26 protein-coding genes are annotated in these 25,797 nt (G+C 62.1%); 8 read left to right on the top strand and 18 right to left on the bottom strand.

Features of this window, described 5'->3' with window-relative positions:
- Positions 1 to 17: 17 nt before the first annotated feature.
- Entirely contained in the window at positions 18 to 1,037 is a 1,020-nt protein-coding gene (locus AB8A27_RS11675) for a TRAP transporter substrate-binding protein (protein WP_441242041.1), read from the bottom strand.
- 167 nt (positions 1,038 to 1,204) lie between these two features.
- Here AB8A27_RS11675 and AB8A27_RS11670 point away from each other — a divergent pair, with 167 nt between their 5' ends.
- Positions 1,205 to 1,939 (top strand): GntR family transcriptional regulator, encoded by a 735-nt coding sequence (locus AB8A27_RS11670; protein ID WP_441242040.1) that lies wholly within the window; start codon positions 1,205 to 1,207, stop codon positions 1,937 to 1,939.
- Here AB8A27_RS11670 and AB8A27_RS11665 read toward each other — a convergent pair.
- The 3 genes from AB8A27_RS11665 to AB8A27_RS11655 are packed head-to-tail and all read right to left on the bottom strand — an operon-like array spanning position 1,936 to position 4,214.
- Entirely contained in the window at positions 1,936 to 2,427 is a 492-nt protein-coding gene (locus tag AB8A27_RS11665; RefSeq protein ID WP_441242039.1) for a GFA family protein, read from the bottom strand. The genes AB8A27_RS11670 and AB8A27_RS11665 overlap by 4 nt on opposite strands.
- A 32-nt stretch (positions 2,428 to 2,459) precedes the next feature.
- Positions 2,460 to 3,407: an alpha/beta hydrolase gene (locus tag AB8A27_RS11660; protein ID WP_441242038.1), complete on the bottom strand. Its 948-nt coding sequence runs from the start codon at positions 3,405 to 3,407 to the stop codon at positions 2,460 to 2,462.
- Between the two features lie 27 nt (positions 3,408 to 3,434).
- Positions 3,435 to 4,214: an SDR family NAD(P)-dependent oxidoreductase gene (locus AB8A27_RS11655; RefSeq protein WP_441242037.1), complete on the bottom strand. Its 780-nt coding sequence runs from the start codon at positions 4,212 to 4,214 to the stop codon at positions 3,435 to 3,437.
- A gap of 224 nt (positions 4,215 to 4,438) precedes the next feature.
- Between AB8A27_RS11655 and AB8A27_RS11650 the strand changes: the two genes are divergently transcribed.
- Entirely contained in the window at positions 4,439 to 5,392 is a 954-nt protein-coding gene (locus AB8A27_RS11650; protein WP_441242036.1) for a DUF2155 domain-containing protein, read from the top strand.
- A gap of 15 nt (positions 5,393 to 5,407) precedes the next feature.
- Here AB8A27_RS11650 and aat read toward each other — a convergent pair whose 3' ends face one another.
- On the bottom strand, positions 5,408 to 6,094 hold the full coding sequence (gene aat, locus AB8A27_RS11645) for a leucyl/phenylalanyl-tRNA--protein transferase (protein WP_441242035.1): 687 nt from the start codon (positions 6,092 to 6,094) through the stop codon (positions 5,408 to 5,410).
- A gap of 286 nt (positions 6,095 to 6,380) precedes the next feature.
- Between aat and AB8A27_RS11640 the strand changes: the two genes are divergently transcribed.
- Positions 6,381 to 7,736, top strand: coding sequence for an NAD(P)/FAD-dependent oxidoreductase (locus tag AB8A27_RS11640; RefSeq protein WP_441242034.1), 1,356 nt, complete (start codon positions 6,381 to 6,383; stop codon positions 7,734 to 7,736).
- Positions 7,737 to 7,740: 4 nt separating this feature from the next.
- Here AB8A27_RS11640 and AB8A27_RS11635 read toward each other — a convergent pair whose 3' ends face one another.
- A complete protein-coding gene (locus tag AB8A27_RS11635; protein WP_441242033.1) occupies positions 7,741 to 8,652 on the bottom strand; it encodes a LysR family transcriptional regulator in 912 nt (303 codons plus the stop codon).
- A gap of 106 nt (positions 8,653 to 8,758) precedes the next feature.
- Here AB8A27_RS11635 and AB8A27_RS11630 point away from each other — a divergent pair, with 106 nt between their 5' ends.
- From AB8A27_RS11630 to AB8A27_RS11620, 3 genes are all read left to right on the top strand, one after another.
- Positions 8,759 to 9,199: a DoxX family protein gene (locus AB8A27_RS11630; protein ID WP_441242032.1), complete on the top strand. Its 441-nt coding sequence runs from the start codon at positions 8,759 to 8,761 to the stop codon at positions 9,197 to 9,199.
- A gap of 25 nt (positions 9,200 to 9,224) precedes the next feature.
- The gene (locus tag AB8A27_RS11625) at positions 9,225 to 10,091 is read left to right on the top strand and encodes a DODA-type extradiol aromatic ring-opening family dioxygenase (RefSeq protein ID WP_441242031.1); all 867 of its coding nucleotides are present in this window, start codon (positions 9,225 to 9,227) and stop codon (positions 10,089 to 10,091) included.
- 116 nt (positions 10,092 to 10,207) lie between these two features.
- The gene (locus tag AB8A27_RS11620) at positions 10,208 to 11,653 is read left to right on the top strand and encodes a DASS family sodium-coupled anion symporter (protein ID WP_441242030.1); all 1,446 of its coding nucleotides are present in this window, start codon (positions 10,208 to 10,210) and stop codon (positions 11,651 to 11,653) included.
- 56 nt (positions 11,654 to 11,709) lie between these two features.
- Here AB8A27_RS11620 and upp read toward each other — a convergent pair whose 3' ends face one another.
- The 3 genes from upp to AB8A27_RS11605 are packed head-to-tail and all read right to left on the bottom strand — an operon-like array spanning position 11,710 to position 14,879.
- Positions 11,710 to 12,339 carry a uracil phosphoribosyltransferase gene (upp, locus tag AB8A27_RS11615; protein ID WP_068736713.1) on the bottom strand — a complete coding sequence of 210 codons (630 nt, stop codon included), beginning with the start codon at positions 12,337 to 12,339 and terminating at the stop codon, positions 11,710 to 11,712.
- A gap of 28 nt (positions 12,340 to 12,367) precedes the next feature.
- Positions 12,368 to 13,612: a URC4/urg3 family protein gene (locus tag AB8A27_RS11610; protein WP_441242029.1), complete on the bottom strand. Its 1,245-nt coding sequence runs from the start codon at positions 13,610 to 13,612 to the stop codon at positions 12,368 to 12,370.
- Between the two features lie 10 nt (positions 13,613 to 13,622).
- Complete coding sequence (locus tag AB8A27_RS11605) at positions 13,623 to 14,879, bottom strand: GTP cyclohydrolase II (RefSeq protein ID WP_441242028.1); 1,257 nt, start codon at positions 14,877 to 14,879, stop codon at positions 13,623 to 13,625.
- 252 nt (positions 14,880 to 15,131) lie between these two features.
- On the opposite strand from AB8A27_RS11605, the gene AB8A27_RS11600 reads away from it, so the two are divergent.
- The gene (locus tag AB8A27_RS11600) at positions 15,132 to 15,629 is read left to right on the top strand and encodes a Crp/Fnr family transcriptional regulator (RefSeq protein ID WP_441242027.1); all 498 of its coding nucleotides are present in this window, start codon (positions 15,132 to 15,134) and stop codon (positions 15,627 to 15,629) included.
- Here the strand turns inward: AB8A27_RS11600 and AB8A27_RS11595 are convergent.
- The 9 genes from AB8A27_RS11595 to AB8A27_RS11555 form a co-directional block, all read right to left on the bottom strand.
- Positions 15,556 to 16,395 (bottom strand): metallophosphoesterase family protein, encoded by an 840-nt coding sequence (locus AB8A27_RS11595; RefSeq protein WP_441242026.1) that lies wholly within the window; start codon positions 16,393 to 16,395, stop codon positions 15,556 to 15,558. The two genes, AB8A27_RS11600 and AB8A27_RS11595, sit on opposite strands and share 74 nt — an antisense overlap.
- Before the next feature lie 134 nt (positions 16,396 to 16,529).
- Positions 16,530 to 17,624, bottom strand: a complete 1,095-nt coding sequence (locus AB8A27_RS11590) for a response regulator (protein ID WP_441242025.1) — start codon at positions 17,622 to 17,624, stop codon at positions 16,530 to 16,532.
- A complete protein-coding gene (locus AB8A27_RS11585; RefSeq protein ID WP_184516996.1) occupies positions 17,621 to 18,061 on the bottom strand; it encodes a response regulator in 441 nt (146 codons plus the stop codon). The genes AB8A27_RS11590 and AB8A27_RS11585 overlap by 4 nt, the downstream gene beginning before the upstream one ends.
- A gap of 2 nt (positions 18,062 to 18,063) precedes the next feature.
- Entirely contained in the window at positions 18,064 to 19,581 is a 1,518-nt protein-coding gene (locus AB8A27_RS11580; RefSeq protein ID WP_441242024.1) for a sensor histidine kinase, read from the bottom strand.
- 120 nt (positions 19,582 to 19,701) lie between these two features.
- Positions 19,702 to 21,054 (bottom strand): acetyl-CoA carboxylase biotin carboxylase subunit, encoded by a 1,353-nt coding sequence (gene accC, locus AB8A27_RS11575; protein WP_441242023.1) that lies wholly within the window; start codon positions 21,052 to 21,054, stop codon positions 19,702 to 19,704.
- A gap of 30 nt (positions 21,055 to 21,084) precedes the next feature.
- Entirely contained in the window at positions 21,085 to 21,579 is a 495-nt protein-coding gene (gene accB, locus AB8A27_RS11570; RefSeq protein ID WP_092143552.1) for an acetyl-CoA carboxylase biotin carboxyl carrier protein, read from the bottom strand.
- Between the two features lie 50 nt (positions 21,580 to 21,629).
- The gene (gene aroQ, locus AB8A27_RS11565; protein ID WP_441242022.1) at positions 21,630 to 22,097 is read right to left on the bottom strand and encodes a type II 3-dehydroquinate dehydratase; all 468 of its coding nucleotides are present in this window, start codon (positions 22,095 to 22,097) and stop codon (positions 21,630 to 21,632) included.
- A gap of 290 nt (positions 22,098 to 22,387) precedes the next feature.
- A complete protein-coding gene (locus AB8A27_RS11560) occupies positions 22,388 to 23,116 on the bottom strand; it encodes a DUF1236 domain-containing protein (RefSeq protein WP_441242021.1) in 729 nt (242 codons plus the stop codon).
- A 117-nt stretch (positions 23,117 to 23,233) separates the two neighbouring features.
- Positions 23,234 to 23,434 carry a DUF6894 family protein gene (locus AB8A27_RS11555; protein ID WP_441242020.1) on the bottom strand — a complete coding sequence of 67 codons (201 nt, stop codon included), beginning with the start codon at positions 23,432 to 23,434 and terminating at the stop codon, positions 23,234 to 23,236.
- Between the two features lie 337 nt (positions 23,435 to 23,771).
- On the opposite strand from AB8A27_RS11555, the gene AB8A27_RS11550 reads away from it, so the two are divergent.
- Positions 23,772 to 25,796 carry a pyrroloquinoline quinone-dependent dehydrogenase gene (locus AB8A27_RS11550; protein WP_441242019.1) on the top strand — a complete coding sequence of 675 codons (2,025 nt, stop codon included), beginning with the start codon at positions 23,772 to 23,774 and terminating at the stop codon, positions 25,794 to 25,796.
- Position 25,797 lies beyond the last annotated feature (1 nt).

Genomic DNA, 25,797 nt, shown 5'->3' with positions numbered 1-25,797 from the left:
GGTTGGTGATGCGCGGCTCAGTCCTTATGGACGCGCTCAAGTTCGCTGTTGAACAGCTTGACGATGTCTTGATCGTAGTCGGCGGAGAATTTCGCTGCGATCGGCTTGGTCTTGTCGCGCATCTTGGCCAGTTCGGCCGGAGCGATGGCGTTGACCTCCATGCCCTTGGACTTGAGCTCCTCGATCGCCGCGGTCGCCTGTTCGCGGCTGACCTTGCGCTGATAGTCGCGCGCCTCATTGGCAGCGTCCTGCAGGATCTTCTGTTCGTCCTTGGACAGCTTGTCCCAGAAGATCTTGCTGACCAGAATGATGTTGGTCGAATAGGTGTGGTTGGTGACGCTGAGATATTTCTGCACTTCATAGAACTTGTTCGACAGGATCACCGAGAATGGATTTTCCTGGCCGTCGACGGTGCGGGTCTCGAGCGCCGTGTAGAGTTCGGAGAAGCTCATCGGCACCGGATTGGCGTTGAACGCCTTGAAGGTCTCCAGATAGACCGGGTTCGGGATCACGCGGATCTTGATGCCGTCGAGATCCTCGCCCTTGGTGATTGGACGGCGGCTGTTGGTGACATTGCGGAAACCGAGATCCCAGTAGCCGAGGCCGATCAGGCCCTTCTCCGGCAGTTTGGCGAGCAGCGCTGAACCCAGAGGGCCGTCGAGCAGCGCGTCGGCCTGCTTCGGCGTCGAGACGATAAAGGGAAAGTCGATCAACCCGTAATCCTTGACGATGCCGACCAGCGAGGTCGTGGCGGGCGACTGCATTTCCTGCGTGCCGGCACGCAATGCCGACTGCTGCTGCATCTCGGAGCCAAGCTGATTGGCCGGATATTCCCGCACCTTCATCTTGCCACCGCTCTTCGCCGCAACGAGTTCGGTGAACTTCTGCACGCCTTTGCTGACGGGATGATCGGTGTTGTTGAGGTGACCCCAGCGGATGGTGCGCTCCTGCACCTGCGCGGATGCGGGGCCGCAAGCGACGACAAGGGTGGTCGCGATTGCGACAAGCCAAATGGCGGATTTCCGGTGTGTGGACATGTTGCATCTCCCCTGAATGGTATTTTTCCGTTCTTGGGTGTTACCGTCTTCTACGACAAAACAAAAATCAACCGATATTTTACATTATGTATGATGATTTGTGTTTGAGCCTCTCGGTGAGGTATGGTGGGCACGACGCGAACCATTCCTCGCCACCGGGATTTTTCATGCTGGATACCCCCACCGCGGACCGCGCCGCAGAGACCGTCGGCGACAGCGCCTATCGACGCATCCGCAATGACGTGATTTTCGGCACTCTCGAGCCCGGTCAGAAGCTGAAACTGGAGAAGATGAGCGTCGCCTATGGCACCAGCGTCAGCACGCTGCGCGAGACGCTGAACCGGTTGTGCTCGGAAGGCTTCGTTGTCGCCGAAGGCCAGCGCGGCTTCGAGGTCACCTCGATCTCGGCAACCGAATTCCAGCAGATCGCGGAATTGCGCGAACTGCTGGAAGGTCATGCCATCGAGCAGTCTTTCAAGGCAGGCGATCTTGATTGGGAAGCCCTGGTGGTTTCCGCCCATCACAAGCTGGCCGCCATGGAAAAGGCGATGCTGGCCGGCGACAAGTCGAAGACCGAGGCCTGGAAGCAGTGCGACTGGCAGTTTCACCGCGCGCTGATCGCGGCCTGCGGATCACAGGTGCTGCTCGATGCGCTGTCAGCGGCTTACGACAAGTATCTGCGTTACCAGATGCTCGCCGTCGTGTTTCGCGGTGAGGTCGCTGCGGTCGAGCACCGCGAATTGATGAATGCGGCGCTCGCACGAGATTCCGTGAAGGCGCGAAAACTGCTGCACACCCACATCCATGACTGCGTGAAACACGCGCTTGGCAATTCGGACTGGTTGAGACCGGCTCCGTCGCGGCAGCAAACCGTCCAGCAGCGCAGAAAACCGAAGAGCTAGAACGGCTCGTCGTTTGGGATCCGTTTCTTCTTTCGTCCTGGACGTTCCCAGACGACGCCCGGAAAACCCTTGAGCGGAACCAGCGGCTCGCCGGTATAGGTCCACTCCTGCAACTCCTCGATGCCGATATGATAAAGCGGCTGTCGGCCGGTGCGGCTGCCGAACAGTGCGCGGGGAATGTTGACCATGTGGGGCGAGCGGGCGCGTTCGTAAAATAGCGGCGTGCCGCATTGTGCGCAGAAGCTTCGCGCGGTTCCCGACGCCTTGTCTTCAAAGCGTGTGATCTCTGCTTCGCCTGCGGTGACGCGGAAACGCTTGCGCCAACTGCCGACATAGGTGGCGTAGGCGGCACCGTGCGCCTGCCGTGTTGCGCGGGAATGATCGTGCCAGGCCCAGCGCGCCGGAAAATCGATTTCGAAATGAACCGCGCCGCATAGGCAATGGCCCCTGACCGGACCGCAGGGCGCGATCTTCTCCGGCTTCTTCATCGCGATTGCTCCCGGGGCGCGCCGCCCGCGCGCTAGCCCAACCCTTTCAGCCATTCCCCCATCTCACGCAGCTCGGTGTTCGCCTTTGGCAGGATCTTGCCCATGGTGATGAAGCCGTGGAATTGCCCGGGATAGGTTTTGTAGGCCACGGCCACGCCGGCCTCTGACAGGCGTCTGGCATATTCGTCGCCTTCATCACGGAGCGGATCGGCGCCGGCGGTCATGACATAGGCCGCCGGCAGGCCCTTCAGGTTCTCCACGCGGGCAGGCGAAGCGCGCCAGTTGTCCACGTCGGCCTTGCTGGTGAGATAGTGGTCGGCGAACCAGCGGATGACGTTGTGTGTCAACAGACAGCTCGTTTCGGGCTCGCTGTGCGAGGGATGGTTCATGCGAAAATCGGTGGCGGGATAGATCAGCAACTGGCCGGCGAGTTTCGGCCCGTGATTGTCGCGCGCGTCGATGGCCACAATGGCTGCGAGGTTGCCGCCAGCGCTGTCGCCGCCAACGCTGATTTGCTTTGCATCCACATTCAGCTGAGCGGCATTGTCCGCGATCCAGCGCGTCGCAGCGATGGCGTCGTCGATGGCGGCCGGAAACTTGTTTTCCGGCGCGAGGCGGTAGTCGACCGAGATCACGATCGTCTCGCCTTCATGCGCGAGGATGCGGCAGACCACATCGTGGCTGTCGAGATCGCCGATCACCCAGCCGCCGCCGTGGAAGAACACCAGGCAAGGCGACATGCCGTCCTTTTTCCGCAGGGTCTTCGGTGTGTAGAGGCGCACGGGAATGGCGCCAGCCGGGCCGGGGACCGTCATGGATGTCACCGACGCCAGTTCCGGCGGTTCGGGATTGGCGACCGGGCGCGCTTTCAAATACCACTCACGCGCTTCCTGGGGCGAGATGGTCTCATAGGGCGGACGGCCGGCATCGCGGAAGACATTGAGAACGGCGGCGGCATCGGGATCGAGAACGACGGGCATGTGATCTGCTCTTGGTTTTCTTGATGTTTAAGCGGAGGTGCGGCCGCCATCGACGGTGTAAGCGGAGCCGGTCACGTAGCTCGCATCGTCCGAGGCGAGGAAGGCGACGATCGGTGCGACTTCCCGGGCGAGACCGAGCCGGCGTTGGGGCACGCGATCGACAACCTTGTCTACGGGAGCAGGCGCCCCGCGGCCGACGCGTGCGTCTACGATCGCACTCAACATCCGACTGTCGATCAGGCCGGGACAGACGCAGTTCACGCGCACATTGGTGCCCGTGCATTCCTGTGCCGCGCTCTTGGTGAGGCCGATGACGGCATGCTTGCTGGCGCTGTAGACCGCGATCTCTGCCGAGCCGATGACGCCCGCGATGGAGGCCGTGTTGATGATTGACCCCTTGTTGGCCTTCAGCATCACCGGCAGGACATGTTTCATCCCGAGAAAGACGCCGACCACATTCACGTCGAGCACCCGGCGGAAGTCGGCGAGCGATGCTTTTACAATGGGCGCGATGGTCCCTTCGATGCCTGCATTGTTGTAGAAGATATCGATGGTGCCGAAGCGTTTCACCGTGGCGGCGACATAGCCGATGACGTCTTCCTCGCTGGTGACGTCGGCAGTGAGCGCCAGCGCTTCGGCGGAGGCGGGGAGTTCAGCGACCGCGCGCTGCAGGGCACCGGTGTCGCGATCCACCGCGACGATCCTGGCGCCGCGCGCGGCCAGTAGTTTTATGGTCTCGGTGCCAATTACCCCGGCCGCGCCGGTGACGACGGCAATTCGGCCGTCCAGACGGATTCCGTCAGTCATATTGAACGCTCTCCCCATGCTCCGGTTTGTTCCGGATTGATGGCCGGTCGCGCATCAAGCGCCTGCCTGATGTGGACTATTTCATGGGGAGAATGACCTGACCAGCCGGCGGTATGGAGAGCAGGGTGCCCTTTCGCCGCCGCATTCCACGTGTTAACCGGAGGCGATTACGCGGCCATTCAAATACAATGTCGCGAGCCTGATTCTCGATTGAGCCGCGCCGCATGTTGCGAACCCTGACCATTGCCGGATTTGCGGCCCTTCTGGCCGCCACCTCGCTGTCGCCTGTACCCGTGCAGGCGCAGTTCGGTCCGCTGTTCGGCGATACGCCGCCACGGCCGCCGGGAGCGGTGCCGCGCGGCCAGCAACCCGCGCCGCCCATGGACGACGAGGAAGAGGTGCCGGAACTGCCGCAGGGCCGTCTGTTGCCGACCCGTCCCGGCATGGGCGCACCGCCGCCCGGCGCCGTGCAGTCGCAGCCGCTCGCGCCGCCGCCCGGCAGCAACACCACGGTGATTCCTCAGAACGCGCCCGGTTCGCGCCAGTCCGATCTGCCGCCGCCTCTGGGCGTGTCGCCTAGCCCGTCTGCGCCGCAGCCCGGGCAGCAACAGCCCGGTGTGGCCAATGCGCCGCCTGGCGCAGCTCAGAACGGCCGCCAGCCGCCGAAGGTGGCGCCGCCGACGCCTGCGACGCTGCAGCCCGGCGACGAGGTGGTGACCGAGCCGCCGGCGCAGAAGATCGTCAACAAGAAGGCGAGCTTCTCGGGATTGGACAAGATCACTGGCCGCATCATCAATTTCGATGCCGATATTGGCGAGACCGTGCAGTTCGGCGCGCTGCGGGTGAAGACCGACGCCTGCTACACGCGTCCGGCCACCGAAGCGGCCAATACCGACGCCTTCGTCGAGGTCGACGAAATCACGCTGCAGGGCGAGGTGAAGCGAATCTTTTCGGGCTGGATGTTTGCGGCCAGCCCAGGCCTGCACGGCGTCGAGCATCCGATCTACGACATCTGGCTGACCGATTGTAAGCAGCCGGAAGCCACGGTTGCGACGACACAGCCCGAAGCGCCACGCGCGCCGCCGCCGGCCCAGAAGCGTGCCCCGCCGAAGCAGCAACCCCGTGCCCAGCAGCAGCCGTTGCAGCCGCCGCCGGGCTTCCCCGCGTTCCGTCAGTAAACGCTACGGCGCGTCTCAAGAGGCGCCGTTTCGTCCCGCGATGATGTCGAGCACCGTCGCGCCTCTGAGCGGGAAATCCATCGGCAGTCCGTCGAACTCCGCAATGCCGTCGAGCGATGCGTCGAGCAGCTTGCGATAGCGTGCACGCGGCACTTCCTGCGCGCCAAATGACAGCAGGTGATCGGTGACATATTGCGTGTCGAGCAGCTTGAAGCCGCCGGCGATCAATCGTGCGACGAGATGCACCAGCGCCACTTTCGATGCATCGCGGGCATGGTGAAACATACTCTCGCCGAAGAAGGCGCGGCCGAGCGAGACGCCGTAGAGCCCTCCGGCCAGCGCATCGTCCTGCCAGACTTCGACGCTGTGGGCGTGGCCCATGTCGTGGAGCTCACCATAGAGATCGCGAATGCGGGTGTTGATCCAGGTGTCCTCGCGGCCCGGCTTTGGCGCCGCACATTCGGCCATCACGCGCTTGAAGGCGGTGTTGACGGTTACCGTGAATACGTCCGAGCGCACGGTGCGGGCGAGGCGCGAGCTGATGCGAAAACCATCCAGCGGAATGACGCCGCGCATCTCGGGCTCGACCCAGAATAGGCCAGGATCGTCGGCGCTCTCCGACATCGGGAAGATGCCGCAGGCATAGGCGCGCAGCAGCAGTTCGGGCGTGACCTCGGACGAGGCGGAGTCGCGTGAGCTCATGCGGCGAGCATAGCAGGCCGAGGCCGTACGGGCGATGGTCTCGGCGCTCAACAGGCACCGAGCGGATGGAGATGGCATCGGAGGATCGGGACCACGTACCAAGTAACGCTTATGCGCGGTATTTGGCTTACTTATTGGATCGGTTCTGGCCGCGCAGGCACACTGACGTCAACGCGCGCTGATCGATCTGGAACCGCTCAACAATCGGCCTGGCGCGCCCGATTGTTGCTTGATTGTTCGGGCGACGGGCATAGCTATCAGGATGCAGGCGGGGAGCCTGTTCACCATGACGAATATCGTGACAATCGACGGCAAGGCATCGATCAGAGCGACAACGCCTCATCGCGTCGTCGTTGTCGGCGCCGGCTTCGGTGGCCTTGAGACGGTGTATCGGCTGACCGGCGCCGATGTCAGCATCACCATTGTCGATCGCCGCAATCATCACCTGTTTCAGCCGCTGCTCTATCAGGTCGCGACCGCATCGCTGGCGACATCCGAGATCGCATGGCCGATCCGCTATCTGCTGCGCGGCCGCAAGGATGTGACGACATTGCTTGGTACGGTGACCGGTGTCGATACGGCTGCGCACCGCGTGCAACTCGATGACGGGCAGACACTGCCTTACGACACACTCGTGCTCGCCACGGGTGCGGGTCACGCTTATTTCGGCCATGATGAATGGGAGCCGTTCGCACCCGGCCTGAAGACGCTGGAAGACGCGACAACCATCCGCCGCCGTATCCTGACAGCCTTCGAGCGTGCCGAACGCGAGAGCGACGCTGTGAAGCGCGCGGCGCTGCTGACCTTCGTGATTATCGGCGCCGGGCCGACCGGCGTCGAACTCGCAGGCACGATCGCCGAACTGGCACGCGTGACGTTGCCAGAGGATTTCCGCAATATCGATACGCGCGAGACCCGCGTGGTACTGATCGAGGCGGGGTCGCGGGTGCTTGCGGGGTTTCCTGAAGAACTGTCGACCTATGCGCAACGCTCCCTGGAGAAACTCGGCGTCGAAGTCGCGCTTGGGCATGCAGTGTCGGATTGCAACATCGACGGCGTTGTCTATGGCGACAAGGCACTCGGTGCGAGGACGATCATCTGGGCCGCAGGCGTGCGCGCGTCGCCGGCTGCCGAATGGCTGAATGTGGCTGCCGACCGCGCCGGACGTCTGCAGGTCAATCCGGATCTCAGTGTGCCGGGTCATCCCGAGATATTCGCTGTCGGTGACACCGTGACCATTGCTGCCCCTGACGGCAAGCCGGTACCTGGCATTGCTCCGGCAGCAAAGCAGGAGGGACGCTATGTGGCGTCAGTAATCAAGCAACGCTTGCGTGGTGAGACGCCCGCACCGTTTCGCTATTCACACGACGGCAGTCTCGCGCAGATCGGCAAGAAGCTCGCCGTGATCGACTTCGGCCGTGTCAGGCTGCGCGGCGCGCTGGCGTGGTGGATCTGGGGCATTGCCCATATCTATTTCCTGATCGGGCTGCGCAATCGTCTTGCGGTTGCCATCAACTGGCTGTGGATCCACACGCTGGATCAGCGCGGCGCGCGGCTGATTACGCAGGGGCGTGCCGTGGTCGACAGCCAATCCGTGCCGTCGCATGGCGGCGAGGAGAAGCGCGTCAGTTCGGCGCGCTGAAGCCTCAGGATATTTCCCAGGGTGGATCGGCAAAGGCCGTCACCAGGAAATCCAGAAAGACGCGCACCTTGGCCGGTGGATTACGGCCCGGTGGATAGACGCCATAAATGCCGCCAAGGGGCAGTGGCGGCTGGTCCAGCGTCAGTGCAATCAGCTCGCCTGATCGCAGCGCGTCAGCCACGATGAAGCGTGGCTGATAGATGATCCCTTGCCCAGCAATCGCAGCCTTGCGCAGTGCGTCGCCATTGTTGGCGCGCAGGTTGCCAGCGATGCCGACGTGAATCTCGCCTTTTGCGCCAAACGACCAGCGCTCGACGCCGACGGGGCGCGATAGCGTGTAGCCCAGGCAATTGTGCTGCGCGAGGTCGGCAACGATGTGCGGCGTGCCGTGTGCAGCGAGGTAGGACGGTGCGGCGCAGACCACGGTGGTGCATGGCGCCAGACGACGCGCGGTCAATTGCGAGTTCGCCAATTGGCCGATGCGCACGGCGAGATCCCAACCTTCCTCGACGAGATCGACCAGGCGATCGTTCAAGGCGAGATCAACGGTGACGTGCGGATACAGTTTGGCGAAGCCTGGAAGTATCGGTGCGATGTAGTCGGTGCCGAACGACACCGGCGCATTCAGCCGGAGCAATCCGACCGGATCGATGCGGTCGGCGGTGATCGCGGCATCAGCGGCGTCCATATCGGCCAGGATGCGCTCGCCGGCCTCAAGATAGCGCTGGCCGGCCTCGGTAAGGGCTATCTTGCGCGTGCTGCGATGGACCAGCGTTGCGCCGAGCCGCGCTTCCAGAGCCGCGATGTGTTTGGTCACCATGGTCTGGGACAGGCCCAGTGCCCGGCCGGCGGCCGAGAAGCTGCCGGTGGCGGCAACCCGCGCAAACACTTCGATACCCGTCAGGCGATCCAGCATATGGGCTATCTCACTCCATCGGTGTGAATTGATATCCGATATATGGCGGTTATCGGTCCATAAAAGAGGGAATACCCTGTCCTCATTGCCAATTCAGGAGATGACCATGATCGATACCCGAACCGCACCCTATGCAGCGCTATTGCTTCGCTTGGGCCTTGGCGCGCTATTTCTGGCCCATGCCGGGCTCAAATTCTTCGTCTTCACCCCCGCCGGCACTGCCAAGTTCTTCGGCAGCCTCGGCCTGCCACCCGAGCTGGCCTATCTCACCATTGCTGTGGAGACGGTCGGCGCCATCGCGCTGATCCTTGGCCTGTGGACCCGTGTGGCCGCCGTTGTCCTAATCCCCATCCTGCTCGGAGCCATTGTCACCGTGCACGGTCCGGCGGGCTTCTTCTTCACCAACCCGAAGGGAGGTTGGGAATATCTGGCGCTCTGGATCGTTGCGCTTGGCGCCCAGGCACTGATCGGTGCCGGTGCCTATGCGCTCGACAACCTGCGTGGCTCGGCGACATCCGCGTCGCTGCAAGGCTCCCTGTCGGCCTGACCGGCAGCATGCGAGGAGGCGAGCCATGACATTACCCGAGAGACTTCCAAGGAAACTTCCAAGCATCTTCCTGTCGCACGGCTCGCCGATGCTGCCTTTCACCGACGCGCCGGCGCGGACCTTTCTCGCCGGTCTCGGCCAGTCATTGCCGCGACCGGATGCGATCGTGGTGGCGTCGGCGCATTGGGAGACATTTGCTCCAGAAGTCAGTGCAGTCGACGTCAACACGACGATCCACGATTTCCGTGGCTTTCCGCGTCAACTCTATGAGCTGCACTACGACGCGCCGGGCGCGCCCGGCGTTGCCCGCGAAGTTGCCGACCTGCTGAAAGCAGCCGATCTGTCCTGTTCCATCGATCCACAGCGTGGCCTCGATCACGGCGCCTGGGTGCCGCTGCTGCTGATGTATCCGCAGGCGGATATTCCGGTGCTGCAGGTGTCGATCCAGACCCATCTCGGCCCCGCGCATCATCTGCGTCTCGGCCGCGCTCTGGCGTCCTTGCGCGAACGCAATGTGCTGGTGATCGGCAGCGGCAGCTTTACGCATGATCTGTCATCGTTTCGCGGGCAGGGCGTGAACGAACCTGCGCCCGATTGGGTCAATGGCTTTGCCGACTGGTTTGATGACGGGCTCCGGCGTAACGCCATGGACGAGCTGCTCGCTTATCGCCGACTGGCGCCCCACGCCGTAAAGAACCATCCGACCGACGAACATCTGCTGCCGCTCTATGTGGCGCTCGGCGCCGCCGGGGCGACTCCGCGCGTGACGCGGCTGCATGCCAGCGCGACGCATAGCGTGTTGCGGATGGATGTTTATGCCTTTGCGGACATCGACGATGTCGCCGGCGCGACGCTTGTTGCGGATGCGAAGGGAGAGAACAGCACGCTTTAACATGGTGATACATACAGCGCAGCCCGCGTGGCCGATTGCTCGGCAGGCAAAAACTGGTGTTACCTTGCGCGACGTGTGTCGCAGGCACGGCAGATCAATTCGCGGGAGGATAGGCTGTGTCACTAGGCTGGAAGAAGATCGCACCTTTGGCCGTCTGGCTGGTGCTGTACATCCTCCCGGTCCCGGCGGGGCTTGTCGCCAATCAGTGGCATTATTTTGCCGTCTTCGCCGCGGTAATTACCGGCCTGATCCTGGAATCCATGCCCGTTGGCGCCGTCGGTCTGATCGGTCTGACCTTTGCGGGCGTGATGGGGTACGTCGAACACGATCCTAACAAGTCGCTCCGCTGGATGTTGAGCGGCTTCTCCGAGAGCACGGTCTGGTTGATCGTCGGCGCCTTCGTATTCTCGATCGGCTATCGCAAGAGCGGCCTCGGCAGGCGTCTGGCGTTGCTGCTGGTTCGCAGCCTCGGACGCAACACGCTGGGTCTGGGTTATGCCGTTGCGTTGTCCGATCTGGTTCTCGCGCCGGCGACGCCATCGAACACCGCGCGCAGCGGCGGCACGGTCTATCCGATTGTCAGCAATATCCCGAAGATCTACGGATCGGAGCCGGGTCCGACAGCCGGCAGGATCGGAACCTACGTGATGTGGACCGCATTCGCGGCGACCGCGGTGACGAGCTCTATGTTCCTCACTGCGCTTGCGCCCAATGCGGCTGCACTGAGCATCGCCAAGAAGATCGTGAGTGTGGATGTCGGCTGGTCACAGTGGTTCATCGGCTTCGCGCCGCTCGGCGTGCCGCTCATTTTGCTTCTGCCAATCCTGAGCTACGCAATTTGCCGACCCGAGGTGAAAAACAGCCCGGAGATCGTCGCGTGGAGCGCGGGTGAACTCGCATCCATGGGAGCGTTGTCGCGCAATGAATGGATCATGGCTGGGCTGGTCGTGCTTGCGATGTTCCTCTGGATCACCGGATCCAATCCCGACATTTCGCTGCCTGGCGTCGGTTCGAACTTCATCAATGCAACCATGGTGGTGTTCGTTGTGATCGCGCTGATGCTCGTCACCGGCGTCGTCACGTTTTCCGACATCATCGCCGAGAAGGCAGCGTGGGAAGTGTTTTTCTACTTCACGTCGCTGCTGACGCTGTCATCCGGCCTCAACGAGATCGGCTTCATCAAATGGGCTGCCGCCGGACTGGCGACACCGCTTGCCACATTCAGCCCAACCATCGCGATGATCCTGCTGGTCTCGATCTTCTTCTGGATCCATTATTTCTTCTCGAGCATTACCGCGCACGCCGCGGCGATGCTGCCTGTCGTGCTGGCTGTGGGGTCGAGCATTCCCGGAATCCCGATGTCGACCCTGACATTGCTCTGCATCTATTCGCTTGGCCTGATGGGCGTGATCTCGCCCTATGCCACCGGACCGGCGCCGATGTATTTTGGCAGCGGTTATATCGGCAAGGCCGACTTCTGGAAGTTCGGCCTGATCTTCGGGCTGATCTATTTCGCCGGCTTGCTGCTGGTCGTGATGCCCTGGCTGCTGCTGATCAACTGAGCCGTCGTCCAGGGAAGCGCGCGCGGCAGGAGTCGCCCGCGTATCGCTGTGCCTTGTTACCTGGTGCCGTAAGCACGGTCACCGGCGTCGCCGAGACCCGGCTCGATATAGGCATGATCGTTCAGACGGTCGTCGATCGCCGCGGTCCAGATCGGGACGTCAGGATGATAGCCGCGCAGACGTTCAATGCCTTCCGGCGCTGCCAGCAGGCAAACGAAGCGGATATCCTTGGCGCCGCGCTCCTTGATGCGGTCAATGGCGGCCACCGCAGTGTTTGCCGTTGCCAGCATCGGATCGATCACGATGACAAGGCGCTCGTCGAGATTGGTCGGCGCCTTGAAGAAATATTCGACGGCCACAAATGTCTCGGGGTCGCGATACAGGCCGATATGCGCGATACGCGCTGACGGGACGAGGCCGATCATGCCTTCAACGAAAGAGAGACCGGCGCGAAGGATCGGCGCAAATACCAGTTTCTTGCCGGCGATTTCCTTGCCGGTCATCTTCATGATCGGCGTTTCGATCTCGACATCGGTGAGTGGCAGGTCGCGCGTCACCTCGTAGCACAGCAACATGCCGATTTCGTTGAGCAGTTCGCGAAAGCCCTTGGTCGAGCGGTTCTTGTCGCGGATCAGCGTCAGCTTGTGCTGCACCAGCGGGTGATTAACGATCGTGACGCCGTCCATGAACCTCATCCGTTGCGAGAGTGTAAAACTAGAAAACCGTGCCGTCGCTGATGACCTTCACCGGCGGAGAATGATCCTCACGGCGCTCGCGCGCAAGGATACGCCCGGCGGCCCATGTGCCGCCTTCGAGCACCTTGGCCAATGGCAGCGACGTCGCGTCGAGCTTCAGTCTTTGTCGCAGGCCGTCGGCGACGCGGTCAAGTAGCGCCACGGTCAGTGCCCGCCATTCTACCACTAGCGGCGACGATACGTCGTGCTCACGGGCGGCGTCCGCAGGATCGCGAAATTTCAGGACACCGCCATCAACGAACAATCCGCCATTGCGATATTCGGCCAGTCCCGTGAGGCCGTCGATATCGGTCACGTCGATGCCTGCGGTCTGCAGTGGTTCGATCAGCGAATAGGCCAGCCATTGCGACAGCTTGTGGAGGGGCACAAGGCCGCTCGTCGCATCCGAGGTCGTCATCGCTGGATGCTTCCAGCAATCACCGAGCGCGATGCCGTCCAGTGTCAGCCGCGACGGCCAGATCGGGCCGAGTTGCAGCAGCAGCTCCGAGAGGATGGTGGGGGCGGGCAGGCGGCCATTGTCGGCGAGCGCGGCCAGCCGATCGAACAATCCGCCAGGGCGCGGCGTGTCCATCGTGCCGAACACGTCGGGCTTCGACGCCACATGTTCGCCAAGCCGGCGCAGCAGACCGGCGCGGCCGTCGATGCCGATCATAGGATTGGTTTCGGAGACCTGCATGCCGCGCTTGAGATCGCTGACGTCGAGCTGTGCCAGCTTGCCGGCGTTGGCACGCAGGGGCTGCGCGGGATCGGCCGCGAATGCGCCGTTGGCGAACATCGCGAGGCTTGCAAGACCGAGGCCTTCGGAACGGCCGATGGCTGCGCCGGACTGCGGATCAGTATAGCGCCAGGTCGGCCCGGCCCCCGCATCGAGAAACACGCTGGTGATGGCGAGATCGAATTCCGCGCGTCCGCGTGCCGCGCGATCAGGCCATGAAATGCCATCCGCGACATCGGCCCAGCGATTGTCGCCGGCATTGACGAAGTGACGCCAGCGCGAATGAAACGGAACGTCGAGCGATGGATAGGAGGCGCGTGTCGTGTCCAGCACCAGATTGATCACGTCGTCCATGCGGGTGAGATCGATGCGGAAGTTCGGAAGTTTATCGTCTAGGCCGAGGGTCAGCATGCGTTGCGCACGGGTGCGCACGGCGTGAGCTGACAGCAAGGAGAGGGCGGCAGAGCTTTCCGGGGATGGGGAATTCACTGCTGATATCTCAATACTTCTCAAGCCCGCGACCGACGGAGTCGATCAGGTCCTGCGGTGTCACCGGGTCCGGCGTGAAGTAGCCGGCAGCTTTCTTGGCGGCGATCTCCACATGGGCGTCGGCCGGGATCATGTCGTCTGGAATCGGCACGCGCTCGATGATCTCGACGCCCTGACCGGTCAACGCGTCATGCTTCATGTCGCTCATGGAGATGAAACGATCGATGCGCTTGAGGCCGAGCCAGTGCACCACATCCGGCATCAATTGCTGGAAGCGCGCATCCTGCACACCGGCCACGCATTCGGTGCGTTCGAAATATTGTGCAGCCGCATCGCCGCCTTCCTGGCGCTTGCGCGCATTATAAACAAGGAATTTGGTGACTTCGCCAAGCGCGCGGCCTTCCTTGCGGTTATAGATGATGATGCCGAGACCGCCGGACTGGCCGGCGCGCGCGCATTCCTCGATGCCGTGAATGAGATAGGGGCGGCAGGTGCAGATATCGGAGCCGAACACATCAGAGCCGTTGCACTCGTCATGAACGCGGCAGGTGATCTTGGTGGTGTGATCCGGCAGCCTGCTGACATCGCCGAACAGATAGGCGGTAGTCCCCCCGATCGGCGGCAGGAACACCTGCAAGTCAGGCCGCGTTACGAGTTCGGGAAACATGCCGGCTGTCTGTTCGAACAGCTGGCGGCGCAGATTGTTCTCGCTGGTATCAAAGCGTTTGGCGAGACCGGGCAGATACCACACGGGATCTATGGCGATTTTGACCACGGAGACGCTGCCATTGGCATGCACGACCTCGCCGTCGTGTTTGAGGCGACCGCCGGCGATCGCGGCCTGCAGTTCTGGCAGGTCGAGCCGCGCTTTGGTGATCGCAATGCTTGGGCGGATATCGATCCCTTCGGCGATCTCGGGCGCAAAATTCTCGGCAACGAGATGACCCCAGGGATCGAGCGATACGATCTTCTCGGGATCAGTCCATTGTCCGAAAGGCCCGACGACGGCAGCAGGATGGGTATTTGTGAGGTCGGGGCGCTTGAGCGGATCAAGCGCGCCGGATGAAACCGCGAGCGCGCGATAGACCGAATAGGAGCCGCCATGGGTGCCAATGACGTTGCGGTCCTGCGGGCGGGAGACGGTGCCAATGACCGGCCCGCGTTCGCGTGCGGTGGGTGCGCCCCACTGGATCGGGAAGTGATGCTTGGCGCCTGGCGCAGGATGCGACGTCAGGCGAATATGATCGATCCGGTTGGAACGGCTCATCGCAAAGGCCTCCTAAAATGGCAACGGCCCGCCTGACAGGACGGGCCTTATTGCTAAGGAAGCAACTAACTATAACTATCTCCCAAATAAATGCAACAGGGGCGAAAGGCGCGGTAGCCGGCGCGGGATGTCCCACAAGCTCCGCCGCACCCAATATGCGCCGGTTGCCGACAATTTCAGCGTATCTGAGCCTTGTGTCACGCGATCGTCACGGCGAGCATACGCTTCGTCAACCATGTTGGAGTGCCTGATATGCGCGCCGTTCTGGATCATTGCAGCGATGGCGTGAAGCACAGCGTCGCAGCCGGCGATACGATCATCCGGGAAGGGCAGACCAGCGGCCATTTGTTCGTGCTGATCGAAGGACAGCTCGATGTTGTCAAGGGCGACACGGTGGTTGCGAGTTTGACCGAACCCGGTGCGGTGGTCGGTGAAATGTCGGTGCTTCTCGAGCAGCCGCATACCGCGACCGTGCGCGCCGCGATGGAGACGCACGTCTATGAGTTCGAGAATGCGACGGATTTCTTGCGGGATCACCCGACCGTCGCGCTGATGATCGCGCGGCTGCTGGCGCAGCGGCTGAATGTAGCGACGAGCTATCTCGCCGACATCAAGCAGCAATATGCCGGCCATGGTACGCATCTGTCGATGGTCGGTGAGCTCCTGGAAAACATGGTCAACCTGTCGCCAACGAAGGTGTCGCCAGGGTCGGATCGACACTCGGATCGTCAAGGCGATCCAAGGATCTGAGCCATGGCGGTGCGGTCTTGATCGGCAACGCCGGGCGCTGCAGCGGAGCGTTCAGATCGATATGGTCGGCGCCTTCGGCCGATAGCCAGAATGCGGTGCTGTCATCGAGGTCGAGCACGATGTAAGTCGGCGGCCGACCGAACTGGCGGCCTGCATTGAACACCCAGGTGTCGCCGATCCGATCGTACCATGAGCCGTCTTTGACAAACGGAGACTCATGCACATGGCCGGAGATCACCATCGCGGGTCGATGCACCTCGATCCATTGCACCAGTTCGACATCGCCGAAGTAGCGCTTGCCGCCCCAGCTCGTCGGTGAGTTGGTCGGCGGCGCGTGATGCACCCAGATCCAGCGTCTGGCCTTCGCCGTCGCCGCTTCATTGAGTTGCTGCGCGATGCGCTGCTGGACCAGTGGGCCGTCCCACCACGGACAGACCGTGAAGAACGTATCACCAATGGTGAGGCTGTCACCATCACAACCGATGCCGAGTTGTCTGACATCGCCAACCCAGCGCGCGATCTTCTCGCCTTCATCGTTACGTTCATCGAGATCGTGATTGCCTGAGCACAGGATCACCTTGGTGCGTTGGGCAAGCAGGCCAAGATACTTTTTCACCACCAGAATTTGAGCGCGGAAGTCGACGACCGAGGCAATATCAAGAGCGTCGCCGGCAAAGATCACGAGATCGAATTGCGGCGCGACGCTGAGCAGCCAGTCGAACTGGGGTAGCGAATAGTGGAGATCGGCTACGACGAGGCAGCGCATGGGAAATCCGAGATCTGGGAATGGAGAAAAATATCAGCAGACTGAAAGGCGCATTCTAGGCACGCCAGAATGCCGCGCAAGGCAGCCAGGCGCGGCATATTTGTGCAGTCGAGGTGATCGTTGTGCAGGCAGGCCTAGTCGGCAGCGCTCACAGGGGACTTGGCCGCCGGCTTGGTCACAGCGCAGAATCGCAGGACGATGCGCGTGCCAGCATGGTCGGGATCGCGTTCGACGGAGGCGTCGAGCTTGTTCGCCATCGCATTGACGATGCGTTGGCCCATGCCGGTGGAGCGCGGATCGACCTTCACATTGAGGCCGACACCGTCATCGGTGATTGACAGTTCGAGCTCGTCGCCCTGCGCGGTGAGCACCACATGGATCGGGCCGGCGCCGTCGGGATAGGCGTATTTGACGGCGTTCATTACCAGCTCATTGACAATGATGCCGATGGCTACGGCGCGATCCGGATCGATCTCGACAGCTTCGGCTTTCAGCGTCAGGCGCGACATCCGGTTGCCCTCGGCTGAGCGGCGGAGATCTTCCAACAGGGCTTCGAGATACTGATTGAGCAGCACGCTGTTGAGGTCGTGCGATGTGTATAGCCGGCGATGGACTTGCGCGACTGCGGCGACGCGGCCCATGGCGTTGGTCAGCGCCACCTTGACGTGATCTTCGCTGGTTGAGTTGGCCTGAAGATGGAGCAGCGAGGCGATGATCTGCAATGAGTTACCAACGCGATGATTGACTTCGCGGAGCAGCACTTCGCGCTCGGCCGCGAGCGCGGCATAGCGGTCGCGTGATGCGTGAACTTCAGCTTCGGCGTCGTCGCGGGCCTTCGATATCAAAGCCTGTTTGATAGCGGTCGTGCAGGCGACATGCAGCAGCGGCAAGAAGTCGCCCTGGGTGTCCTTCACCAGATAGTCAGCAGCGCCGGCTTTGAGCGCGGTAACGGCGATCTTGCTGTCCTGCGAGGCCGTGACGAACACCACCGGGGGCGGCGAGGGCAGTTTCTGGATCAGCTCCAGCGTTTCCAGTCCATCGAGGCCCGGCATGTACTGATCGAGCGCAATGACGTCGATGCCACCCTGTTTGATCCGCTCGATCCCGGCTTCGCCATTGTCGCAATGTTCGACGCCAAAGCCCTGTCGCGTCAGGCCGCGCGACACCAGCCGCGCAAGACCTGCGTCGTCATCGATATACAGCAGCGTGGGCGTCGTCGCAGATGTCATGTGGACGCTTGTGGAACCTGAATGACGGAGAAAAACAGACCGAGCTGGCGGATCGCGTTGGCGAAGCTCTCGTAGTTCACGGGCTTGGTGATGTAGACGTTACATCCGAGCTCGTAGCAGCGCTTGATTTCCTGCGCGTCGTCGGTGGTGGTAAGGACCACGACGGGAGCACATTTGAGAAATTCGTTCTCTTTGACACGCTTCAGGATATCGATCCCGGTCATGTCGGGCAGGTTGAGGTCGAGCAGGATCAGCAGGGCTTCGCCCTTGTGATTGAGGCCAGTGCTATCCTTACCGAACAGATAGTTGACTGCGTCTGTACCGTTGGTGAACGGGATGATCTCATTATTGACACCCGAGCGCCTGATATTGCGTTCGATCAGACGGGCGTGACCCTCGTCGTCCTCGATCATGATGATGGTGACTGGCTTGCTCATGTTTATTTATCCCGGTTATGCCCCGTCCATCTGGCCGGCAGCGTGACGGTGAAGTTGCTGCCATTGCCGAGTTCCGATGACACCGACATGGTGCCGCCCATCCGTCGCACCAAAGCGCGCACATGAGCCAGTCCGATGCCCTGGCCGGGCTTGTCCTGTGTACCCGCACGCCGGAAAAGATCAAAGATGCGCTGATGATCCCGGGGATCGATGCCGCGGCCGTTATCGATGATCTCGAAGATAGCAAAGCCCATCTTGGTGCGGCCCTTGACGAGAATGTCGCCGGGGACGCCAGGCTTCAGATATTTTAGCGCATTATCGATCAGGTTGCTGAAGATCTGTTCCATTGCGAGACGATCGCTCTCGATGTCAGGTAATGGCTCAATGCGGATCTGGGTTTCGGTCTCGGCTGCCTGATGCGCTACTGTGGAAGCAATGCCTTCGATGAGTTCGCGGGTGTCAATCTTGACGGGCTTGAATTCGCGCCGGCCCTCGCGGGTCAGATTGAGGATGGCGCTGATCAGGCGGTCCATCTTGCCGATCGATGACTTGATGAAGCCGAGCGCTTCGGTGAAATCGGCGGAGAGTTGCTTGTCCTGTTCGGGCAAAGCTGGCTCCGGCAATTCGCCATTCACATCGGGCACGACGGGCTCTTCATTGGCCAGTGTCGCGATGCGTCTAAATATGTCGCCACGCAGCTCCTCGAGCTCGCTGGTGAAGCCCATGATGTTGACCAGTGGCGAGCGCAGGTCGTGGCTGACGATGTAGGAGAAGCGCTGCAATTCGTCGTTGGCCTCGCGCAGGTCGGCGGTGCGCTCCTCAACGGCGGCTTCGAGGTCGATGTTGCTGTCGCGCAACTTGGCCTCGGCTTCATCGCGGGCGTTTGACGAGCGGCGCACGAGGAAGATCGATAGCGCCGCCAGGAGCACCACCAGGCCGGAGCCGGCCACGGTGACCCACGAGGCCCATTGCTGGCTTCGGTCTGCCGTTCGGGTCCGTTCGACGAACAGGCGCCCTTCCTCGGCGCGCATCGCTCGGGTGATGCTGGCAATGTCCTGGACAGCCTGATTGGCATCGCCGCGGCGCAGGATATCGATGCTCGACTGGACGTCGTTGTTCTTGATGCGGTCAATACCCCTGGCGAATTCCGCCAGTCGTTGCTCGACGGCTGCGCGCAGTTTGACGGTGTTGGCCGCCTGGGCCGGATTGTCGTTGGCCAGGCGGATCAGTCTGTCGACGGCCGGCAGGATGGCGGCGGCCGAGGTTTCGTATTCGGACAGAAACTGTGGACTGGTGGAGAGCAGATAGGCCCGCGTGGCGCTTTCGGCACGGCGGATTTCCAGCAGCAGGTTCGATATCTGGTTCTGGACTTCGACGGTGTGGACCACCCACTTGGAATCGTCGCGTGCCTGGTTCACCAGGATGACGGAGGCAGCGCTGATGGCGGCAAGCACGAGCAATCCCGCCAAGAGCAGCAAGATTTGCCAGAGCGCTCGCCTGCGGGCGGCGTCAGCGGTCACGTAATACTCGCTTGGATTGCAGACTGAACTTCAATATGGCCCCCGCCGCCGGGCCGGACGGCTCCCGGCAGCAGTGAAACGCGGCTGGGGGCGATTGGTTCCAGTCTGTTCCCAAATATCTCAGGTCTTGGCAGGCTTGCCAGCCAGATACTGTTCGAGCCAGTGGATGTGGTAGTCGCCCTCGATAATGTCGCTTTCCCGGGCCAGGGCCCGGAACAGCGGCAGGGTCGTCTCGACGCCATCCACCACGATCTCGTCCAGGGCCCGTCGCAGTCGCATCAGGCATTCCGGCCGGTTCTTGCCGTGGACGATCAGCTTGCCCACCAGCGAGTCGTAATAAGGCGGGATTTTGTAGCCCTGATAGACCGCGGAATCGATGCGGACGCCGAGGCCTCCGGGCGGATGATACTGAGTGATCGTGCCAGGCGAGGGCCGGAAAGTCTCCGGGTTCTCGGCATTGATGCGGCACTCGATGGAGTGGCCGATGATGTTGATCTCCTCCTGGGTGCAGGGCAGGTCGCCGCCGGCGGCGATGCGGATCTGCTCCAGCACGAGATCGATGTCGGTGATCATCTCGGTGACGGGATGCTCGACCTGGATGCGGGTGTTCATTTCGATGAAATAGAACTCGCCGTCCTCGTAGAGGAATTCGATGGTGCCGACGCCAAGATACTGCATGTCCTGCATCGCCTTGGCGCAGACGCCGCCGATCTTGGCGCGCGCTTCCGGTGACAGGATTGGCGAGGGGCCTTCTTCCCAGACTTTCTGGTGACGGCGCTGCAGCGAGCAATCGCGCTCGCCAAGATGCAACGCACCGCCGCGGCCATCGCCGAGCACTTGGATTTCGATGTGGCGCGGCTTGGTCAGATACTTTTCGAGATAGACCGACGCGTCGCCGAACGCAGCCTTGGCCTCGTTCGAGGCAGTGGACAGTGCCATCAGCAGATCGGCTTCGGTCTCCGCGACCTTCATGCCGCGGCCGCCGCCGCCGGCGGCTGCCTTGACGAGGACCGGGAAGCCGATCTCGCGGGCGATTGCCATGGCATCGTCTTCGGGGCCGACGCCGCCGTCCGAGCCGGGCACGACGGGGATGCCGAGCCGCTTGGCGGTCTTCTTGGCCTCGATCTTGTCGCCCATCAGGCGGATATGCTCGGCCTTGGGGCCGATGAACTTCAGATTATGGTCGGCGAGGATTTCGGCGAACCGCGCATTCTCGGACAGGAAGCCGTAGCCGGGATGCACCGCATCTGCGCCGGTGATCTCGCAGGCGGCGAGCAGCGACGGGATGTTGAGGTAGCTGTCTTTCGACGCTGGCGGGCCGATGCACACGCTCTCGTCGGCGAGGCGCACATGCATGGCGTCGGCGTCCGCAGTCGAATGCACGGCCACGGTCGCGATGCCGAGCTCCTTGCAGGCCCGCAGGATGCGCAATGCGATCTCGCCGCGGTTGGCGATCAGGATTTTCTCGAACATGGCGTTCCGAAGTCAGAGGGCGTTGTGGTGTTACTCGATAATGACGAGCGCTTCGCCGTATTCGACCGGCGAGCCGTCTTCGATCAGTATCTGCGTCACCGTGCCGGCACGCGGCGCCGGAATCTGGTTCATGGTCTTCATTGCCTCGATGATGACCAGCGTCTGTCCGGCGGCGACCTTGGTGCCGACATCCACGAAGGCCGGCTTGCCGGGCTCGGGCGCGCGGTAGACGGTGCCGACCATCGGCGAGGGCACGGCGCCAGGATGCTTGGTCATGTCGGCAGCGGCCGGTGCGGTAGCAACTGCGGCGACAGGCGCGGGTGCGGCAGCCGGTGCGGGCGCATAGGCGGGCACGGCGGCAGCAACGCTGATATTGCGCGCGACGCGCACGCGCAGACCGGCGCGCTCGACCTCGATCTCGGTGAGGTTGGTTTCATCCAGCAGCAGCGCCAGTTCGCGGATCATGCCGCTGTCGTTGCTTGCTTGTGGCGTGGCGGTCTGTGTGTCGTCAGGCTTGCGGGCCATGGGCAATCCAATGTCTGAAGTGAAAGACGAATAAAGAGCGGAGCGGCGCGTTACGCGATGGCGTTGGCACCAATTTTTGCGGCGAGGCCGCTGATGGCAAGGCGATAGCCTTCGATACCGAAACCGCAGAGGCTGGCAAAGGCGGCCTTGGCGATGAAGGAATGGTGACGGAAGCTCTCGCGGGTGTAGACGTTACTGACATGCACTTCCACAGTTGGAATGCGCACGCCGACGATGGCGTCGTGCAGGGCGATCGAGGTGTGCGAATAAGCGCCGCCATTGATCACGATGCCGGCCACGTGTTTCTCGCGGGCCTCATGGATGTAATTGACCAAATCGCCTTCGCTGTTGGACTGCCGGCAATCCGCGGTCAGGCCATATTGCGCAGCAGCGGCGACGCACAGCTTTTCGACATCGGCCAAAGTCGCATGCCCGTAGGTGTCCGGCTCGCGGATTCCGAGCAGGTTGAGGTTGGGGCCGTTGAGCACGTAGATGGTGTTGGTCGTGGTGTGGGCCATCGGACATCCCGGGCAATCGCAAATGGGCGCGGGCGGGCGCCGGTCTGCGGGGGTTATAGGTAACCTGACTGCGGAGGGGAAGCCTCTAGACCCCCGGTTCCCCCAGCCAAATACCTCACCCAATTCATAAAAAGCCCGGTGGAACCTGTGGAAAGTGCTCATTAACCAAGGTTAAAGCCGCTGGCGCCATTTCCGGCAATCTGCCTGCTCATGACACAGGAGGAGCGGGCCGGATAGCAAACGGGCGGACCCTTTCGAGCCCGCCCGGGTGTCACATCTGTTGTGCCGCCTTAGGCATCGAGGACTGCGACGATTTCGAGCGTCCGCGGATTCACGACGATGATCTCGTTGCGAACCAGGAAGAACTCATAACCGCGCCAGTCCGGATAGATCGTGATGATCTCAGTCGGGAGTGGATGGAAGTGAACCTCACGCGGCACGCGCGTGCCGACCGAGATCGAGAAGTTCACATTGGTCACCGGCTGGACGTTCTGCTGCTTGATGACGGTAGTAACCTTGGTGCGTTGCTCGGTGGTGAGCTTGGCGCCCGCGCCGGCCTGACCTGTGGTCGTGGTCGACTTGGTCTCCGTCGATGTCGACTTCGTATCTGCACCTGACTTCATATCGCCAGTCTTGGAATCGGCCTTCATGTCCTTGCTGGCTTTTCCACTGTCGCGGGTCGAGTCGGTCGCACGCTTGTCGTCACGCTGCATCTTGTCGTCGGACTGCGTCGACTTCATCGCCGGCTTCTGGTCGGACTTGTTGGTGGTATCGGTCGCTTCGTCCTTGTTGACGGGTGCGTTGCGTTCCGCCGGCGCAGCACGATCGGCAGATCCGCCGCCTGCGGGCGCACTCGTTGCGCCGCTACGCGCAGCACCGCCAGCTGGTGCCTCACGGCTCATTCCGGCGCCACCACCCGACGGTGCGGCTCCTGTGCCGCCAGGATTCTGCGCGCTAGCGAAACCTGAACCTGCGATTAGTGCAGCAGCGGCGACGCTCATCAATAAACGGTTGTTCATCTTGGTTCTCCTCGCGATGCATTGCCCGCCGTACAACGGCAGCAAACGATGGAGGTTCCTGAGAAAGATAGTTCCCGTGCTTTTGTTGTGAGCACGATACATCGCATACCGTCAGGGCTAGATTTTCGTCTTGTAGACTTCATCGCCATTATCGTTGACGACCACGACGTTACGAGCGCTGTGTCCGGCTATATCAGCGGCAATTTGGTGAGCAATGTTCCTGGCCAGATCCTTGGCCTGTGCGTCGTTGGCACATTCGAGACCTACGGGATCCTCAAGCCGGAAACCATCGACGATCTCGAAATGATATTTTGGCATAGCGTTTCCTTCATCCTCCGTGACAGGAAAAATCCGCCAGTGTTGAGGATGTTCCTGAGTCGGAAATCGAAAGAGGGGGCCTATGCCCGGAACGAAATGGCGGCACGTGTATTGCACCATCGAATAGGGAAATTGCCATGACAGCTTTTGTCGAAATGATCGTTGGATGCAGCTTAGAGATATCGGACATCGCGTAAGCGCCGCTGAACTATGACGCAATTCCATCAAGGCCGGCTGTTATGCAGCCGGCGTTTTTGTTGCGCGTTCAACATGGACAGCGCGGGTGCATCGACTAACATTGGATCACGCCAGGCAGGTTCTGCGGAGCTATGCGTCAATGAAGAACTGGGGTGCGGGGATATTGGCGCTCGTGGTCCTGTCGGCTGCGCCGGCGCTTGGATGGGAACATTGGGGCGGCGACCGCGGCGGTTCGCGCTTTGCGCCGCTGGACCAGATCACACCGGAGAATGTCGGCCGCTTGATCGAGGCCTGGCGCTTCCAGACCGGCGATCTTCTTCGCCGCTCGCCCGCGCAGATGGCGCGCACCAAATTCGAAGCGACGCCTTTGCTCGTCGACGACAGCCTGATCTTCTGCACACCGTTCAATGAGGTGATCGCGCTTGATCCCATCAGCGGCCTGCAGAAGTGGCGTTTCGATGCGCGGGTCGCGGCAGATGTGCGCCCCGCCAACCGCTGGGTTTGCCGCGGCGTCAGCTACTGGCGCGACGATCGCGCGGCATCCGGCACGGCCTGTCGAAGCCGTATCTTCATGGGCACCAACGATGCCCGTATCATTGCGCTGGATGCTGCGACTGGACTGCGATGTGCCGATTTCGGCGCGCAGGGTGAGGTCAAGCTCGACCCGGGAATGCCGCTTGATGGCCCGGGTGAATTTCAGATCACGTCGCCGCCGGTGGTTGGACGCGACGTCGTCGTAGTCGGTTCTGCACTGGCCGATAATCGGCGTGTGAGCGCGCCGAAGGGCACCGTCCGTGCGTTCGATACGCGCAGTGGCGCGCCGCGATGGTCGTGGGATCCGCTGCTCCATGACGGGATCGAAGCCGGCCACGCCAATGTCTGGGCGCCGATGTCGGTGGATGACGAACGCGGATTGCTGTTCCTGCCGACGTCCTCGCCCAGTCCCGATTTCTGGGGCGGCAAACGGCCGGGTAACAATGCGCATGCCAATTCGGTCGTGGCGTTGAAGATCGAGACGGGCGAAATGGTCTGGTCGTTCCAGACCGTGCATCACGATGTGTGGGACTACGACGTGCCGGCGCAGCCGACGCTGGCACGCATCGATCTCGAAAGCGGTCCGCGCGATGTCGTCATCCAGGCTACCAAGCAGGGCTTTCTGTTCATGCTGGATCGCATCAATGGCGCGCCGATCTGGCCTGTCGAGGAGAGGGCTGTTCCGCAAGGTGGCGTCGAGGGCGAAAGCCTGTCGCCGACGCAGCCGTTTCCGACGCATCTTCCGACACTGGTGCCACAGCGGGTGACGCCGGATGACGCCTTCGGCGTGACATTCTGGGATCGTGGCAAGTGCCGGGATGAACTGGCCAGTGGACGCAACGAAGGCCTCTACACACCACCTGCGACTGGGGCGGGCACCTTGCTGTTTCCGATGACCGGCGGCGGCATCAACTGGGGCGGTGTTGCCTTCGATCCCGCCAGGCAGGTGCTCTATGCCAATACGAGCCGCGCCGTGCATCGGGTCACGCTGATCCCGCGCGTCGAGGCGCAGAACTACAGGCCGCCGGCAGGTACCGATTTTGGCGCGCAACGCGGTGCGCCCTTTGCCATGACGCGGGCGCTTGTGGCGTCGCCGCTCGGCATGCCCTGTAACAGGCCGCCCTGGGGCGTGATGGCTGCGGTGGATCTGAAGGCCGGCAAGATCCTGTGGCAATCGCGGGTTGGTACCACCGAGGATGTCGCGCCGCTGGGCCTCGCACTGACCACCGGCATGCCACTGGTCAACGGTCTTCTGGCTACGCGCGGCGGCGTGATCTTCACCGGCGCCATGGACGCCTACCTGCGTGCGTATGACGCAAAGACCGGCGCCGAACTCTGGCAGGGGCGACTGCCAGTGCCCGGCGTCGCCAATCCGATGACTTACGTCGCAAATGGAGAGCAGTATGTAGTCATCGCCGCTGGCGGTCATTCGGAATCCGGCACATCGATCGGCGACAGCGTCATGGCGTTTCGTCTTGCGCGCGATGGAGAGACACCATCGCTGCGCTCGCTTTACATCGATCGTCCCGGCGGGCGGCTTCGCGCCGGCGCGATCACGCTGGGCGCGGTGCTCGTGTTGCTACTCGCCCTCGGTATTGTCTGGCGTACCAAGCGCAAGGCGCTGATATAAC

The organism is Tardiphaga sp. 768_D3_N2_1 (assembly GCF_052076105.1).
GTDB lineage: Bacteria > Pseudomonadota > Alphaproteobacteria > Rhizobiales > Xanthobacteraceae > Tardiphaga.
The sequence above is the reverse complement of the archived record's forward strand: the minus strand, read 5'-3'. Positions and strand labels throughout refer to the sequence as shown.

Excerpts from the sequence above, each read along its gene's own strand:
- AB8A27_RS11605 (WP_441242028.1), bottom strand. The coding sequence starts at position 14,879 with ATGAGCCGTTCCAACCGGATCGATCATATTCGCCTGACGTCGCATCCT.
- AB8A27_RS11660 (WP_441242038.1), bottom strand. The coding sequence starts at position 3,407 with ATGCCCGTCGTTCTCGATCCCGATGCCGCCGCCGTTCTCAATGTCTTC.
- aroQ (WP_441242022.1), bottom strand. The coding sequence starts at position 22,097 with ATGGCCCACACCACGACCAACACCATCTACGTGCTCAACGGCCCCAAC.
- AB8A27_RS11550 (WP_441242019.1), top strand. The coding sequence starts at position 23,772 with ATGAAGAACTGGGGTGCGGGGATATTGGCGCTCGTGGTCCTGTCGGCT.
- accC (WP_441242023.1), bottom strand. The coding sequence starts at position 21,054 with ATGTTCGAGAAAATCCTGATCGCCAACCGCGGCGAGATCGCATTGCGC.
- AB8A27_RS11555 (WP_441242020.1), bottom strand. The coding sequence starts at position 23,434 with ATGCCAAAATATCATTTCGAGATCGTCGATGGTTTCCGGCTTGAGGAT.
- accB (WP_092143552.1), bottom strand. The coding sequence starts at position 21,579 with ATGGCCCGCAAGCCTGACGACACACAGACCGCCACGCCACAAGCAAGC.
- AB8A27_RS11630 (WP_441242032.1), top strand. The coding sequence starts at position 8,759 with ATGATCGATACCCGAACCGCACCCTATGCAGCGCTATTGCTTCGCTTG.
- AB8A27_RS11670 (WP_441242040.1), top strand. The coding sequence starts at position 1,205 with ATGCTGGATACCCCCACCGCGGACCGCGCCGCAGAGACCGTCGGCGAC.
- AB8A27_RS11560 (WP_441242021.1), bottom strand. The coding sequence starts at position 23,116 with ATGAACAACCGTTTATTGATGAGCGTCGCCGCTGCTGCACTAATCGCA.
- AB8A27_RS11590 (WP_441242025.1), bottom strand. The coding sequence starts at position 17,624 with ATGACATCTGCGACGACGCCCACGCTGCTGTATATCGATGACGACGCA.
- AB8A27_RS11595 (WP_441242026.1), bottom strand. The coding sequence starts at position 16,395 with ATGCGCTGCCTCGTCGTAGCCGATCTCCACTATTCGCTACCCCAGTTC.
- AB8A27_RS11640 (WP_441242034.1), top strand. The coding sequence starts at position 6,381 with ATGACGAATATCGTGACAATCGACGGCAAGGCATCGATCAGAGCGACA.
- AB8A27_RS11650 (WP_441242036.1), top strand. The coding sequence starts at position 4,439 with ATGTTGCGAACCCTGACCATTGCCGGATTTGCGGCCCTTCTGGCCGCC.
- AB8A27_RS11665 (WP_441242039.1), bottom strand. The coding sequence starts at position 2,427 with ATGAAGAAGCCGGAGAAGATCGCGCCCTGCGGTCCGGTCAGGGGCCAT.
- aat (WP_441242035.1), bottom strand. The coding sequence starts at position 6,094 with ATGAGCTCACGCGACTCCGCCTCGTCCGAGGTCACGCCCGAACTGCTG.
- AB8A27_RS11655 (WP_441242037.1), bottom strand. The coding sequence starts at position 4,214 with ATGACTGACGGAATCCGTCTGGACGGCCGAATTGCCGTCGTCACCGGC.
- AB8A27_RS11600 (WP_441242027.1), top strand. The coding sequence starts at position 15,132 with ATGCGCGCCGTTCTGGATCATTGCAGCGATGGCGTGAAGCACAGCGTC.
- AB8A27_RS11625 (WP_441242031.1), top strand. The coding sequence starts at position 9,225 with ATGACATTACCCGAGAGACTTCCAAGGAAACTTCCAAGCATCTTCCTG.
- AB8A27_RS11675 (WP_441242041.1), bottom strand. The coding sequence starts at position 1,037 with ATGTCCACACACCGGAAATCCGCCATTTGGCTTGTCGCAATCGCGACC.
- upp (WP_068736713.1), bottom strand. The coding sequence starts at position 12,339 with ATGGACGGCGTCACGATCGTTAATCACCCGCTGGTGCAGCACAAGCTG.
- AB8A27_RS11635 (WP_441242033.1), bottom strand. The coding sequence starts at position 8,652 with ATGCTGGATCGCCTGACGGGTATCGAAGTGTTTGCGCGGGTTGCCGCC.
- AB8A27_RS11585 (WP_184516996.1), bottom strand. The coding sequence starts at position 18,061 with ATGAGCAAGCCAGTCACCATCATCATGATCGAGGACGACGAGGGTCAC.